Consider the following 13136-nt stretch of genomic DNA (forward strand, 5'->3'; position numbering starts at 1 on the left):
TCCCTCTCGGCCATGATCATCGCATTGCGATCCACTCTTCACAACGCGCGGAACATCACAAACGCGTCGACAAAACCGTGAACGGGATGGGCAAAGGCGCCTGGCAAACGGCCGACGGTCTCGAAACCCATCGCCTGCCACAGACGCACGGCACCTGCATTGGTGCTGACGACGCAATTGAACTGCATGGCACGAAAATCAAGCTCGCGCGCCTGCTGCAAGGAATGCGTGCACATGCGGCGCGCAATCCCCCGCCCTGTCGCTTCCGCCGCCGTCACATAACCGCAGTTGGCGACATGGGCGCCGCCGCCCATCTGATTGGCGCGCAGATAATAAGTGCCAAGAACGACGCCATCCTCTTCCGCAACGAAGGTCTTGCGATCATCGCCGAGCCAATAAGCCAGAGCACCGTCTTCGCTCATGTCGCGCGGCAGTGCGTAGGTCTCGCCGGCGCGGATCACCGGTTCTAGGATGCGCCAGATGTCGGCGCGATCACGGGCCTGCGCACTTCTGATCTGCATCAAAGTCTCCACAAAAGAAAAGAGCGGCCAGTGGCCGCTCTCTCAATTCTTGATACCGACTGAGATCAGGCAGCGGCGGCGGCGTTTTCACGCTCGCTTTCGACCGGGCCGGAATCCTTGCCGCGCGCATCGGGATCGCGATCGACGAATTCGATCACGGCCATCGCGGCATTGTCGCCATAGCGGAAGCCAGCCTTCAGGACGCGCGTATAACCGCCGTTGCGGGTCTTGTAGCGCGGGCCGAGCACGTCGAAGAGCTTCTTGACGAGATCGACGTCCTTGATCTGCGAGATCGCCTGACGGCGGGCGTGCAGGTCGCCGCGCTTGCCCAGCGTCACCAGCTTCTCGACGACCGGACGCAGGTCCTTGGCCTTCGGCAGCGTGGTCACGATCTGCTCGTGTTTGATGAGCGCCTGACACATGTTGGCGAACATCGCCTTGCGGTGTTCGGCCGTCCGATTGAAACGGCGCTTAGCGCGTCCGTGATACATGGCTCTACTCCTTCGTTTTTACGGCCGCCGTGCCAAGGGTCGGCCGTTCCTTATGCTCCCCGCCCTATGCGGGGAGAGGGATCAGTAATGTTCCTCGAAGCGCTTGGCCAGCTCTTCGATGTTTTCCGGCGGCCAGCCCGGCACTTCCATGCCGAGATGCAGGCCCATCTGCGCCAGCACTTCCTTGATCTCGTTGAGCGACTTGCGGCCGAAGTTCGGCGTGCGCAGCATTTCGCCTTCCGACTTCTGGATGAGGTCGCCGATGTAGACGATGTTGTCGTTCTTGAGACAGTTGGCCGAACGCACCGAAAGCTCGAGCTCGTCGACCTTCTTGAGCAGCGCCGGATTGAACGCCAGTTCCGGAATCGACGGGGCAGCTTCTTCGCGCTTCGGTTCGTCGAAGTTCACGAAGACATTGAGCTGGTCCTGCAGGATGCGCGCGGCATAGGCCAGAGCATCTTCCGGGTTGATGGCGCCGTTGGTCTCGATCGTCATCGTCAGCTTGTCGTAGTCGAGGATCTGACCTTCGCGGGTGTTCTCGACGCGATAGCTGACCTTGCGCACCGGCGAGAACAGGCTGTCGACCGGGATGAGGCCGATCGGCGAATCTTCAGCGCGGTTGCGGTCGGCCGGCACATAGCCCTTGCCGCCGGTGATGGTGAATTCCATGCGGATTTCCGCACCCTCGTCGAGGTTGCAGATCACCAGCTCGGGATTGAGCACCTGCACGTCGCCGGTCAGCGTGATGTCGCCAGCGGTCACGGCGCCCGGACCCTGCTTCTTCAGGATCATGCGCTTGGGCCCATCGGCCTGCATCTTGACGGCGATGTCCTTGATGTTGAGGACGATGTCGGTCACGTCCTCACGCACGCCGGGGATCGAGGAGAACTCGTGCAGCACGCCGTCGATATGGACGGAGCTGATCGCAGCGCCCTGGAGCGACGACAACAGAATGCGACGCAGGGCGTTGCCGAGCGTCAAACCGAAACCGCGCTCCAGCGGCTCGGCCACGACCGTCGCGAAACGCTTCGGATCGTCGCCAAGCGTCACGTCGAGCTTGGTCGGCTTGATGAGTTCTTGCCAGTTCTTCTGAATCACGACTGCGCCTTTCTATGGCCCGTGGGCATATCGGTCCGTCGACCATGGCCTCACGGTGTCGGGCATAAAGACCGCGCCACCCGTCGATGGCGCAGCCAAATGGAAATCAAACGCGGCGGCGCTTGCGCGGGCGGCAGCCGTTGTGCGGGATCGGCGTCACGTCGCGGATCGAGGTGACGGTGAAGCCGGCGGCCTGCAAAGCGCGCAGAGCCGATTCACGGCCGGAGCCCGGACCCGAAACTTCAACTTCCACGGTGCGCACGCCATGTTCCGAGGCCTTGCGCGCCACGTCTTCCGCCGCCATCTGCGCGGCATAGGGGGTCGACTTACGCGAACCCTTGAAGCCCATCGTGCCGGCCGACGACCAGGCAATCGTATTGCCCTGCGCGTCCGAAATGGTGATCATGGTGTTGTTGAACGTGGAGTTCACGTGAGCGACGCCCGACGCGATGTTCTTGCGTTCACGACGACGAACGCGCTGTGCTTCTTTAGCCATTGATACTCTCTGTCCTTCTGGCGCGCCCGTCATTCCAGGCGCTAGGGCTCACTGTTGGCCGGCTAAGCCGGCAAAAAGCGGCGCCTTCGAAAAGGCGCCGCCGAACGGAATTACTTCTTCTTGCCGGCGATCGGCTTCGCCTTGCCCTTGCGGGTGCGGGCGTTGGTGTGCGTGCGCTGGCCGCGAACCGGCAGCTGACGACGATGACGCAGACCGCGATAGCAACCAAGGTCCATCAGACGCTTGATGTTGACGGCCACTTCACGACGCAGGTCACCTTCGACCATGTAATCGCGGTCGATGGTTTCACGGATCTGCAGCACTTCCGCGTCGGTCAATTGCGACACGCGACGCTCGGCCGGAATGCCGACCTTCTCGCAGATCTCACCGGCGTTCTTCGCGCCAATGCCGTGAATGTACTGCAGCGCGATGACAACGCGCTTGTTCGTGGGAATATTTACACCGGCAATACGTGCCATTGCTCTCTCCATGTCGGCCAGCCGTGGCTGGCACTGGGTGATCCTGCGTCCGGTGGAGGCCGGCCCTTGCAGGGGATTTTCAACGTGCAAACAGTCCCGCAGCCTCATGCCAGAGGCCACCGGACCATTCGGTTTCGATGATGGCGCTCATATAGGGATTATGAGCGCCCTCGTCAACGCAAAAAGCCGCCTGTCAAGCCCGAAAACGGGAGTTTGCCAGGCCGCTTTGCGAGTTCCTTACGCCTTGGCCGACAGGGCCTCGTCGATCGCTTGCGACACACTGTCGATGGCGGCCATGCCGTCGACAGCCTTCAGGGCGCCGTGGCTGGCATAATAGGCAGAAACCGGCGCCGTCATGGCGCGATAGTCCTGCAGGCGCTTTTTGAAGGCCTCGGCATTATCGTCCGCCCGCACCGTCCCGCCGGCCGCCACGGTTTCCCGGGCCCGCTTCTCGATTCGGGCCAGCAGAGCCGTTTCATCGACCTTCAGCTCGACAATACCGTCGAGCGCCATGTCCTTTTGCGCCAGCATTTTGTCCAGCGCCTCGGCCTGCGCCACCGTGCGCGGAAAGCCGTCGAGAATGAAGCCGTTATGGGCATCGTCCTCGTTCAGCCGGTCGGCGATGATACCGACCACCACGTCGTCGGGGACCAGGCTGCCGGCATCCATCAAGGCTTTGGCCTTGAGACCGACCGGCGTGCCCGCCTTCACGGCAGCCCGCAGCATGTCCCCCGTCGAGAGCTGCGGTATCCCGTGCTTCTTCATCAACCGCTCAGCCTGCGTGCCCTTACCGGCTCCAGGCGGACCAAGCAGAATCAATCTCATCGCCTTCTTCCCCGCAGCTTCGCCTTCTTCACCAGACCCTCATATTGCTGGGCCTGCAAATGACCGTGGATATGCGCCACTGTATCCATCGTCACGCTGACGACAATCAGGAGCGACGTACCACCGAAATAGAACGGCAGCGCTGCGTAGGAAATAAGCATTTCTGGTAACAGACAGATCGCCGCAAGATAGGCAGCACCGATCACCGTAATGCGCGTCAGCACTTCGTCGATATATTGCGCCGTGCGCTCGCCCGGGCGGATGCCGGGGATGAAGCCGCCGTGCTTCTTCAGATTGTCCGCCGTCTCGGTCGGGTTGAACACGACCGCCGTATAGAAGAAGGCGAAGAAGACGATCAGCCCGATGTAGCACAGCATGTAGAGCGGCCGGCCATGGGCGAAATAAGCGTTGATCGTCGCCAGCCAGCCGGTCGCCTCCGGCGCCGAGAAATTCGCCAAAGTCGTCGGCAGCAGCAGCAGCGACGAGGCGAAGATCGGAGGAATGACGCCGGCAGTGTTGATCTTCAACGGCAGGAACGAGGTCTGGCCTTCGTACATGCGATTGCCGACCTGGCGCTTCGGATAGGTGATCAGCAGACGGCGCTGCGCGCGCTCCATGAACACGATGAAGGCGGTGACGAACAGCGCCATGATGATCACGAAGATGATCAGGCCGGTGTTGAGCGCGCCCTGCCGTCCCAGTTCCAAGGTCGAGACGATGGCCGATGGGAAGGCTGCCACGATGCCCGCGAAGATGATCAGCGAAGAACCGTTGCCAATGCCGCGCGCGGTGATCTGCTCACCGAGCCACATTAGGAACATGGTGCCGCCGACCAGCGAGATCACCGTCGAAATCTGGAAGAACAGGCCCGGATTGGCGACCACGCCCTCCTGCCCCTGCAAGCCGATGGAAATGCCCCAGGCTTGGAAAATCGCCAGCACCACCGTCAGGTAGCGCGTGTATTGGTTGATGACCTTGCGGCCCTGCTCGCCTTCCTTCTTCAGCGCTTCGAAGGACGGAACGACTGACGTCAAAAGCTGCAGAATGATCGATGCCGAAATGTAAGGCATGATGTTGAGGGCGAAGATCGCCATGCGCTGCACGGCGCCGCCGGCGAACATGTTGAACAGTTCCAGCACACCCTGCTGACGGCCGGTGAAGCTCTGTTCAAAGGCCACCGGGTCGATGCCCGGCAGCGGAATATAGGTGCCGAGCCGATAGATGATCAGCGCGCCGAGGGTGAACCAAATTCGCTTCTTCAGTTCCTCGGCCTTGCCGATGGCCGAAAAGTTGATGGAGGCTGCGAGCTGCTCGGCTGCCGATGCCATATTTCCGCTCCGATGGCGCCGGACCGGCGCCGAAATGCAATGTGTCGCTATAGCGTTTCAAAGTTTGGCGGAACCGCCAAACGCCTTGAAGACGCGTCAAACCCAAGATTCCCGGCAATCGCGTTTCGATGAAAGCATGATTGCCTTAGAACACGGGAACGGGGCGAAAGGCCTCAACCTTACGCCCCGTCCGAACTCATATGGCGGTTCCGGGCTTGATTGAAAAGCCCGCAAAACTGCGGATCAAGCGCCTTCGGCCGGGGCTGCGTTCAACAATTTGACGCTACCGCCAGCCTTTTCGATGGCAGCGATGGCCGACTTCGAGGCGGCGGCCACTTCGAAGGCCACTTTCGCCTTCAATTCGCCGCTGCCGAGCAGCTTGACGCCGTCACGCGCCTTCGAGCATACGCCCGCCGCGATCAGCGCTTCCAAAGTCACTGTCTTGGCGCCGTCGAGCTTGCCGGCTTCGATCGCCTGCTGCACGCGGCCGAGATTGACCTCGTTGTAGTCGGTGCTGAACGGCGCATTGAAGCCGCGCTTCGGCAGGCGACGATGCAGCGGCATCTGACCGCCTTCGAAGCCCTTGATGCGCACGCCCGAACGCGCGGTCTGGCCCTTGCCGCCGCGGCCCGACTGCTTGCCCTTGCCAGAGCCGATACCACGGCCGACGCGGGTACGTTCCTTGGAGGAACCGGGATTGTCCCTGATGTCGTTGAGTTTCATCGCCCGGACTCCTTACTTGCCGTCGACGACGCGCACGAGGTGCGCAACTTTTGCGACCATGCCGCGAACCGCCGGCGTGTCCTCAACCGAGGAACGGCGACCGATCTTGTTCAGGCCGAGACCCTTCAAGGTCGCGCGCTGTTCGAGCGGACGGCCAATCGGGCTCTTGGTCTGTTCGAGCGTGATCTGCTTGTTGGAAGACTTTGCCATGGGACTGCCCTCCTCACGCGTCGGTCGCGTCTGCATCGACGCCCTGACGGCGCGACTGCAAGACCGAAACCTTGAGGTTGCGGCGCGCGGCAACCGTGCGCGGCGAATCCTCATGCTTCAATGCGTCGAACGTGGCGCGCACCATGTTGTAGGGGTTGGACGACCCCTGCGACTTGGCGACGACGTCATGAACGCCGAGCGTTTCGAAAACGGCGCGCATCGGACCGCCGGCGATGATGCCGGTACCGGCCGGAGCGGCACGCACGACGACGCGGCCCGAACCGTGACGGCCACGCACGTCATGATGCAACGTGCGGCCTTCGCGCAGCGGCACGCGGATCAGACCACGCTTGGCGGCTTCCGTCGCCTTGCGGATCGCTTCCGGCACTTCACGCGCCTTGCCGTGGCCGAAACCGACGCGGCCCTTCTGGTCGCCGACGACGACGAGAGCAGCGAAGCCGAAACGACGGCCGCCCTTCACCACCTTGGCAACGCGGTTGATGTGAACCAAACGGTCGACGAACTCGCTATCGCGCTCTTCGCGATCGCGGCGGCCACCGCCTTCAGAATCTCTTGCCATATTCTCTTTCCGTCACTTGCGCGGTTCGGTCTGAACCGCTCGCTGGGATCGCCCGCACCGTTCCGGCGCGGGAAACACTTAGAAGTTAAGGCCGCCTTCGCGGGCGCCTTCGGCCAGCGCCTTGACGCGGCCGTGATACATGTAGGAGCCGCGATCGAACACGACGTCCTTGATGCCAGCCTTGGCGGCACGTTCGGCAATCAGCTTGCCGATCGCCTTGGCGGCATCCACATTGGCGCCGGTCTTGAGAGCCGAGCGCTGATCCTTTTCGAGCGAAGAGGCGGCGACGAGCGTCGCACCCTTCTCGTCGTCGATGATCTGCGCGTAGATCTGCTTGGACGTGCGGTGCACGGACAAGCGCGGCTTGCCATAAGCCCGGGCACGGATTGAGCGGCGGACGCGCGCCTTGCGGCGGGCGGTGGCCGTAGCATTGTTCGCCATCGCTGCGTCTCCTTACTTCTTCTTGCCTTCCTTGCGGAAGATGAACTCGCCGGCATACTTGATGCCCTTGCCCTTATAGGGCTCGGGACCACGCAGCGAGCGGATTTCGGCGGCAACCTGGCCAACCTGACGACGATCGATACCCGTGATCGTCACTTCCGTCGGGCGCGGCGTCACAATCGCGATGCCAGCCGGGATCGGATAGTTGATGTCGTGGCTGTAACCAAGCGACAGCTGCAGGTTCTTGCCAACCACGGCCGCCTTGTAACCGACGCCGGTGATCTCGAGCTTCTTTTCGAAGCCGTTGGTCACACCGGTCACCAGATTGGCGATCATGGCGCGCGACATGCCCCACATGGCACGGTCACGCTTGGAATTGCCACGCGGATCAACCTTGATCGCGCCGCCATCGAGGGCGACGGAGATCTCTTGGGGAACCGCGAACTTCAGTTCGCCCTTGGCGCCTTTTACGGCGACATTCTGGCCATCGACCTTGGCGGTCACGCCGGTGGGGATGGCGACGGGCTTCTTGCCGACACGAGACATAATGATCTGTCCTCGCTCAGAAGACCCGGCAGAGCACTTCACCGCCGACATTCTGCTCACGCGCAGAATGGTCGGCCATGACGCCCTTCGGAGTCGAAACAATGGTGATACCGAGGCCGTTGGCGACACGCGGCATCTGCGAAACGGCGGCGTAAACACGCCGGCCGGGCTTGGAGACGCGCTGGATCTGACGGATCACCGGCTCGCCTTCATAATACTTCAGCTCGATTTCGAACTCCGAACGGCCATTGCCGTAGTCGGTGGTCGAATAGCCACGGATGTAGCCTTCGTCCCGCAGGACTTCGAGCACGTTGGCGCGCAGGCGCGAACCCGGCGTGTTGACCGAGCTCTTGCGGCGCATCTGCGCGTTACGGATACGGGTGAGCATATCGCCCAAAGGATCATTCATGATCGCGCTCCCTTACCAGCTTGACTTGACCAAGCCAGGGATCAGGCCCTTCGAGCCCAATTCCCGGACGGCGATACGCGACATCTTCATCTTGCGATGGAACGCGCGCGGACGGCCCGTCACTTCGCAGCGATTGCGCAAGCGCGTCGCCGACGAATTGCGCGGCACCTGCGCCAGCTTCAGGGATGCCTCGAACCGCTCTTCCATGCTGAGGGATTCGTCATTCACGATTTCCTTCAGACGCGCGCGGCGACCGGCGAACTTCTTCACCAGCTTTTCCTTGCGCTTCTGATTCTGTACTGCGCTCTTCTTTGCCATGAGCCTACCTCTTGATTCCGCGTTTGAGACCCGAAAGGGATTTCCCAGGCCTCACTGCCGGAACGGGAAGTTAAATGCGCGCAACAGGGCGCGCGCCTCGTCGTCGGTCTTGGCGGTCGTGCACACGATCACGTCCATACCAATCACCGAATCGATCTTGTCGTAGTCGATCTCCGGGAACACCAGGTGTTCCTTGATGCCCATGGCATAGTTGCCATTGCCATCGAACGACTTCGGATTCAGGCCGCGGAAGTCACGAATGCGCGGCAGCGCGATCGTCACCAGACGGTCCAGAAACTCGTACATACGCGTCTTGCGCAAAGTCACCTTGGCGCCGATCGGCATGTTCTCGCGCACCTTGAAGGTCGAGATCGCCTTGCGGGCCCGGGTCACAACCGGCTTCTGGCCGGAAATGAGGGCCAGGTCGCCAGCCGCGGTCGTCACCTTCTTGGTGTCGTTGACGGCATCGCCAACGCCCATGTTGATGACGATCTTCTCGATCGTCGGCACTTCGAGCGCGTTCTTGTAACCGAACTGCTCTATCATCTGCTGACGCACGACTTCGTCGTAGTGCTTGCGCATGCGCGGCGTATAGCCTTTCGGCACCGCCAGCGATTCAGCCGTCGCAACATTGGCGGGAGCCGCGGCCTCGCCGCGCTTCGCCTTACCCTTTGCGGGCTTTTCGGTCGTAGCTTCAGCCATCGATCGTTTCTCCGGAACGCTTGGCGACACGAACCTTGCGGCCGTCGTCGAGAATCTTGAACGCAACGCGCGTCGGCTTGCCATCCTTCGGATCGGCGACGGCGAGATTGGACAGATGGACGGAGGCTTCCTTGGAAATGATGCCACCTTCCTGGGTCTGGGTCTGGCGCTGGTGACGGCGGACCATGTTGACGCCGCGCACGATGGCGCGTTCTTCGGTCGGCATCACGCGCACGACTTCGCCCGAACGGCCCTTGTCGCGACCTGTGAGGAGAACGACCTTGTCGCCCTTCTTGATCTTCGCGGCCATCACAGCACCTCCGGCGCGAGCGAAATGATCTTCATGTGGTTCTTGGCGCGCAGCTCGCGCGGAACCGGCCCGAAGATACGGGTGCCGACCGGCTCGCTCTGATTGTTGATCAGAACGGCGGCATTGGAATCGAAGCGGATCACCGAACCGTCGGCGCGCTTGATGTCCTTGGCGGTGCGCACGACAACGGCCTTCATCACGTCGCCCTTCTTCACGCGACCGCGCGGAATGGCTTCCTTGATGGAGACGACGATGATGTCACCCACACCGGCGTAACGGCGCTTTGAGCCGCCGAGCACCTTGATGCACATTACACGTCGTGCACCCGAATTATCCGCCACATCGAGGGCGGTCTGCATCTGAATCATGGCTTCAAGCCTTCCTTCTCAGATCGGTTTCCGGACCGGCTACCCGCCCCGGACTACGCCTGAAGGGAGCCGGGGCTCCCTTGACCACTCTTTAAGCTTTGGTTTCCGCCTCGACGACGGTCCAACGCTTCAGCTTCGAGATCGGCTTCGACTCCACGATGGAGACGGTATCGCCAACCTTGTAAGCCTTGTTCTCATCGTGCGCATGGTAGTGCTTGCTACGACGCACGGTCTTCTTGAGCAGCGGGTGCGTGAAACGGCGTTCAACCTTGACGACGATCGTCTTGGCCTGCTTGTCGCTCACGACGACGCCCTGGAGAATTCGCTTCGGCATCTCGTTTGTCCTTACTTTCCGCTGCGCTTCTGCGCCGCCAGCGTCTTGGCGCGGGCGATGTCACGACGCACGACGCGGACGCGCGACGTGTTGTCGAGCTGGCCGGTAGCGCGCTGAAAGCGCAGGTTGAACTGCTCCTTCTTCAGCTTCAGCACTTCGTCCACGAGCTGATCTTCCGTCATGGCGCGAAGATCGGAGACGCGTTGGTTGGATTTCATCTCGTCCCCCTTACTCAGCGATGCGCTGCACGAAGCGCGTCTTGATCGGCAGCTTGGCCGCCGCAAGAGTCATCGCTTCACGAGCGAGCTCAACGGGCACGCCGTCGATCTCGAACATGATACGGCCCGGCGCGACGCGCGCGGCCCAGAATTCCGGCGCGCCCTTGCCTTTACCCATGCGCACTTCGGTCGGCTTCTTCGACACCGGCACGTCCGGGAAAATGCGGATCCACACGCGGCCAGCACGGCGCATGTGGCGGGTCATCGCGCGGCGGGCCGCCTCGATCTGACGCGCGGTGATACGCTCCGGCTCAAGAGCCTTCAAGCCGAATTGGCCGAAGTTGAGCTCGAAGCCACCCTTGGCATTGCCATGGATGCGGCCTTTGAAGGCCTTTCTAAATTTGGTGCGCTTGGGTTGCAACATGACTTAAGCTCTCAGTATCCGCTTCGCGCTCACGCAGCGTCGCGGTTATGGCGGCCTTCGCGGCCTTCACGACCTTCCCGGCGCGGACGGCGTTCGCCGCCACCACCACCGGCATCCAGTTCGCTCTGGCGCTTGTCCTGCGCCATCGGATCATGCTCGAGGATCTCGCCCTTGAAGATCCACACCTTGATGCCGCACGTGCCATAAGCCGTGTGCGCGGTGGCAACGCCGTAATCGACGTCCGCGCGCAGCGTATGCAGCGGAACGCGACCTTCGCGATACCACTCCAGACGGGCGATTTCGGCGCCGCCGAGACGGCCCGAGCAGTTGATACGAATGCCTTGGGCACCCAGACGCATGGCCGACTGCACGGCACGCTTCATGGCGCGACGGAAGGCGACGCGGCGCTCGAGCTGCTGAGCGATCGAATCGGCGACCAGGGTCGCGTCGATTTCAGGCTTGCGCACTTCGACGATGTTGATGACGACTTCCGAGTCGGTCAGCTTCGACACCATCTTGCGGATCTTGTCGATGTCCGCGCCCTTCTTGCCGATCACAACGCCCGGACGAGCCGAGTGGATCGTCACGCGGCACTTCTTGTGCGGGCGTTCGATGATGATCTTCGACACCGCCGCCTGCTTGAGCGCCTTCATCAGCGTCTCGCGGATGGCGAGGTCTTCGTGCAGCAGCTTGGCATATTCGCCACGGCCCGCGAACCAACGCGAATCCCAGGTGCGGTTGATGCCGAGGCGCAGGCCGACCGGATTGACTTTCTGACCCATCGTTCTCTCCTCAGGCCTTCGCTTCGCTGGGGACTTCGCGAACCACGATCGTCAGGTTCGAAAAGGCCTTTTCGATGCTGCCGGCGCGGCCGCGAGCACGGGCATGAAAACGCTTCATGACCATGGCCTTGCCAACATGCGCTTCGGCGACGACCAGATCGTCCACATCGAGCGAGTGATTGTTTTCGGCGTTAGCGATGGCGCTCTGCAGCGCCTTACGCACTTCGCCCGAAATCCGCTTGCGCGAGAACTCGAGATCGGCGAGCGCCGTCTCAACCTTCTTGCCGCGGATCAGCTGGGCAACGAGGTTCAGCTTCTGCGGGCTGACGCGCAGCATGCGCGCCACCGCTTTGGCCTCGTTCTCGCCGAGCTTACGTTCCAGTTTCGGCTTCGACATATCAGCCTCTCTTCGCCTTCTTATCGGCGGCGTGGCCATGGAAAGTACGGGTCGGCGCGAACTCGCCGAACTTATGGCCGATCATGTCCTCGTTGACGTTCACGGGGATATGCTTGTGGCCGTTGTGCACGCCGAACGTCAGACCGACGAACTGCGGCAGGATCGTGGAGCGGCGGCTCCAGATCTTGATGACTTCGGAGCGGCCGGAGGCGCGCGACGTTTCTGCCTTCTTGAGCAGATAGCCGTCGACGAACGGACCTTTCCAGATCGAACGCGTCATGGCTTAGCCCTTCTTCTTGCTCTTGTGACGCGAGGTCACGATGAACTTATCCGTCGACTTGTTCGAACGGGTCTTCTTGCCCTTGGTGGGCTTGCCCCACGGGGTCACCGGATGGCGACCACCCGAGGTGCGGCCTTCACCACCGCCGTGCGGATGGTCGACCGGGTTCATGACGACACCGCGGTTGTGCGGACGCTGGCCGAGCCAGCGGTTACGACCCGCCTTGCCGAGGTTGATGTTCATGTGGTCCGGGTTCGACACCGCACCGATCGTCGCGAAGCACTGGCCGTGGACCAGACGCTGCTCGCCCGAGTTCAGGCGCATGATCACCATGCCCTGGTCGCGACCGACGATCTGGGCGTAGGTGCCGGCCGAACGGGCCAGAACGCCACCCTTGCCGATCTTCATCTCGATGTTGTGCACGATCGTGCCCACCGGGATGTTCGACAGCGGCATCGCATTGCCCGGCTTCACGTCGACCTGGTTGCCGGAGACGACGGTGTCGCCCGGCGACAGGCGCTGCGGCGCCAGGATGTAGGACAGCTCGCCGTCCGCATACTTGATCAGCGCGATGAACGCCGTGCGGTTCGGGTCATATTCCAGACGCTCGACCGTCGCCGTGACATCAAGCTTGCGACGCTTGAAGTCGACCAGACGGTACGACTGCTTGTGACCACCGCCACGGAAGCGCACGGTGATGCGGCCGTGGTTGTTACGACCACCCTTCTGCGACTTGCCTTCCGTCAGCGTCTTGACCGGCTTGCCCTTCCACAGGTCAGAGCGGTCAACGATCACCAGCTGGCGCAGGCTAGGCGTGACGGGCTTGAATGATTTCAGTGCCATCGATCCAATCCTT

24 protein-coding genes are annotated in these 13136 nt (G+C 61.9%); all 24 read right to left on the reverse strand.

Annotated elements, in window-relative coordinates; all coding sequences use genetic code 11:
* Positions 1-38: 38 nt before the first annotated feature.
* The 24 genes from OIM99_RS18275 to rplB all read right to left on the reverse strand — a co-directional run bounded on the left by OIM99_RS18275 (position 39) and on the right by rplB (position 13123).
* Complete coding sequence (locus tag OIM99_RS18275; RefSeq protein ID WP_311851885.1) at positions 39-521, reverse strand: GNAT family N-acetyltransferase; 483 nt, start codon at positions 519-521, stop codon at positions 39-41.
* Positions 522-586: 65 nt separating this feature from the next.
* Positions 587-1012, reverse strand: coding sequence for a 50S ribosomal protein L17 (gene rplQ / locus OIM99_RS18280; protein WP_311851886.1), 426 nt, complete (start codon positions 1010-1012; stop codon positions 587-589).
* A gap of 81 nt (positions 1013-1093) precedes the next feature.
* Entirely contained in the window at positions 1094-2110 is a 1017-nt protein-coding gene (locus tag OIM99_RS18285; protein ID WP_311851887.1) for a DNA-directed RNA polymerase subunit alpha, read from the reverse strand.
* Positions 2111-2216: 106 nt separating this feature from the next.
* Positions 2217-2606 (reverse strand): 30S ribosomal protein S11, encoded by a 390-nt coding sequence (gene rpsK, locus OIM99_RS18290; RefSeq protein WP_311851888.1) that lies wholly within the window; start codon positions 2604-2606, stop codon positions 2217-2219.
* Between the two features lie 110 nt (positions 2607-2716).
* Positions 2717-3085: a 30S ribosomal protein S13 gene (gene rpsM / locus OIM99_RS18295; RefSeq protein ID WP_311851889.1), complete on the reverse strand. Its 369-nt coding sequence runs from the start codon at positions 3083-3085 to the stop codon at positions 2717-2719.
* Between the two features lie 237 nt (positions 3086-3322).
* Positions 3323-3910 (reverse strand): adenylate kinase, encoded by a 588-nt coding sequence (locus tag OIM99_RS18300; RefSeq protein WP_311851890.1) that lies wholly within the window; start codon positions 3908-3910, stop codon positions 3323-3325.
* Entirely contained in the window at positions 3907-5238 is a 1332-nt protein-coding gene (secY, locus tag OIM99_RS18305; protein ID WP_311851891.1) for a preprotein translocase subunit SecY, read from the reverse strand. The genes OIM99_RS18300 and secY overlap by 4 nt, the downstream gene beginning before the upstream one ends.
* A gap of 243 nt (positions 5239-5481) precedes the next feature.
* Entirely contained in the window at positions 5482-5961 is a 480-nt protein-coding gene (gene rplO, locus OIM99_RS18310; protein ID WP_311851892.1) for a 50S ribosomal protein L15, read from the reverse strand.
* A 12-nt stretch (positions 5962-5973) separates the two neighbouring features.
* Positions 5974-6171, reverse strand: a complete 198-nt coding sequence (rpmD, locus tag OIM99_RS18315) for a 50S ribosomal protein L30 (protein ID WP_311851893.1) — start codon at positions 6169-6171, stop codon at positions 5974-5976.
* Positions 6172-6184: 13 nt separating this feature from the next.
* On the reverse strand, positions 6185-6751 hold the full coding sequence (rpsE, locus tag OIM99_RS18320) for a 30S ribosomal protein S5 (RefSeq protein WP_311851894.1): 567 nt from the start codon (positions 6749-6751) through the stop codon (positions 6185-6187).
* A gap of 78 nt (positions 6752-6829) precedes the next feature.
* Positions 6830-7192, reverse strand: coding sequence for a 50S ribosomal protein L18 (gene rplR, locus OIM99_RS18325; protein ID WP_311851895.1), 363 nt, complete (start codon positions 7190-7192; stop codon positions 6830-6832).
* A 12-nt stretch (positions 7193-7204) separates the two neighbouring features.
* Positions 7205-7738 (reverse strand): 50S ribosomal protein L6, encoded by a 534-nt coding sequence (rplF, locus tag OIM99_RS18330; RefSeq protein ID WP_311851896.1) that lies wholly within the window; start codon positions 7736-7738, stop codon positions 7205-7207.
* A gap of 16 nt (positions 7739-7754) precedes the next feature.
* The gene (rpsH, locus tag OIM99_RS18335) at positions 7755-8147 is read right to left on the reverse strand and encodes a 30S ribosomal protein S8 (RefSeq protein ID WP_311851897.1); all 393 of its coding nucleotides are present in this window, start codon (positions 8145-8147) and stop codon (positions 7755-7757) included.
* A gap of 12 nt (positions 8148-8159) precedes the next feature.
* The gene (gene rpsN / locus OIM99_RS18340; RefSeq protein ID WP_311851898.1) at positions 8160-8465 is read right to left on the reverse strand and encodes a 30S ribosomal protein S14; all 306 of its coding nucleotides are present in this window, start codon (positions 8463-8465) and stop codon (positions 8160-8162) included.
* A 51-nt stretch (positions 8466-8516) separates the two neighbouring features.
* Entirely contained in the window at positions 8517-9167 is a 651-nt protein-coding gene (gene rplE / locus OIM99_RS18345; RefSeq protein ID WP_311851899.1) for a 50S ribosomal protein L5, read from the reverse strand.
* Positions 9160-9477, reverse strand: a complete 318-nt coding sequence (rplX, locus tag OIM99_RS18350; RefSeq protein ID WP_311851900.1) for a 50S ribosomal protein L24 — start codon at positions 9475-9477, stop codon at positions 9160-9162. The genes rplE and rplX overlap by 8 nt, the downstream gene beginning before the upstream one ends.
* Positions 9477-9845, reverse strand: coding sequence for a 50S ribosomal protein L14 (gene rplN / locus OIM99_RS18355; protein ID WP_090697438.1), 369 nt, complete (start codon positions 9843-9845; stop codon positions 9477-9479). Before rplN ends, rplX begins: the two co-directional genes overlap by 1 nt.
* Positions 9846-9936: 91 nt before the next feature.
* Positions 9937-10179 carry a 30S ribosomal protein S17 gene (rpsQ, locus tag OIM99_RS18360; protein ID WP_311851901.1) on the reverse strand — a complete coding sequence of 81 codons (243 nt, stop codon included), beginning with the start codon at positions 10177-10179 and terminating at the stop codon, positions 9937-9939.
* Positions 10180-10190: 11 nt separating this feature from the next.
* Positions 10191-10397, reverse strand: a complete 207-nt coding sequence (gene rpmC / locus OIM99_RS18365) for a 50S ribosomal protein L29 (protein ID WP_311851902.1) — start codon at positions 10395-10397, stop codon at positions 10191-10193.
* 10 nt (positions 10398-10407) lie between these two features.
* Positions 10408-10821, reverse strand: a complete 414-nt coding sequence (gene rplP / locus OIM99_RS18370) for a 50S ribosomal protein L16 (protein ID WP_311851903.1) — start codon at positions 10819-10821, stop codon at positions 10408-10410.
* Between the two features lie 29 nt (positions 10822-10850).
* Positions 10851-11603: a 30S ribosomal protein S3 gene (gene rpsC / locus OIM99_RS18375; protein ID WP_311851904.1), complete on the reverse strand. Its 753-nt coding sequence runs from the start codon at positions 11601-11603 to the stop codon at positions 10851-10853.
* 10 nt (positions 11604-11613) lie between these two features.
* Positions 11614-12000 carry a 50S ribosomal protein L22 gene (gene rplV, locus OIM99_RS18380; protein WP_311851905.1) on the reverse strand — a complete coding sequence of 129 codons (387 nt, stop codon included), beginning with the start codon at positions 11998-12000 and terminating at the stop codon, positions 11614-11616.
* A 1-nt stretch (position 12001) separates the two neighbouring features.
* On the reverse strand, positions 12002-12280 hold the full coding sequence (rpsS, locus tag OIM99_RS18385) for a 30S ribosomal protein S19 (protein ID WP_311851906.1): 279 nt from the start codon (positions 12278-12280) through the stop codon (positions 12002-12004).
* A gap of 3 nt (positions 12281-12283) precedes the next feature.
* Positions 12284-13123 (reverse strand): 50S ribosomal protein L2, encoded by an 840-nt coding sequence (gene rplB / locus OIM99_RS18390; RefSeq protein WP_311851907.1) that lies wholly within the window; start codon positions 13121-13123, stop codon positions 12284-12286.
* Between the last annotated feature and the right edge of the window lie 13 nt (positions 13124-13136).

Origin of the sequence: Methylocella sp. CPCC 101449, assembly GCF_031921685.1 — a bacterium.
Lineage (GTDB): Bacteria > Pseudomonadota > Alphaproteobacteria > Rhizobiales > Beijerinckiaceae > Terripilifer.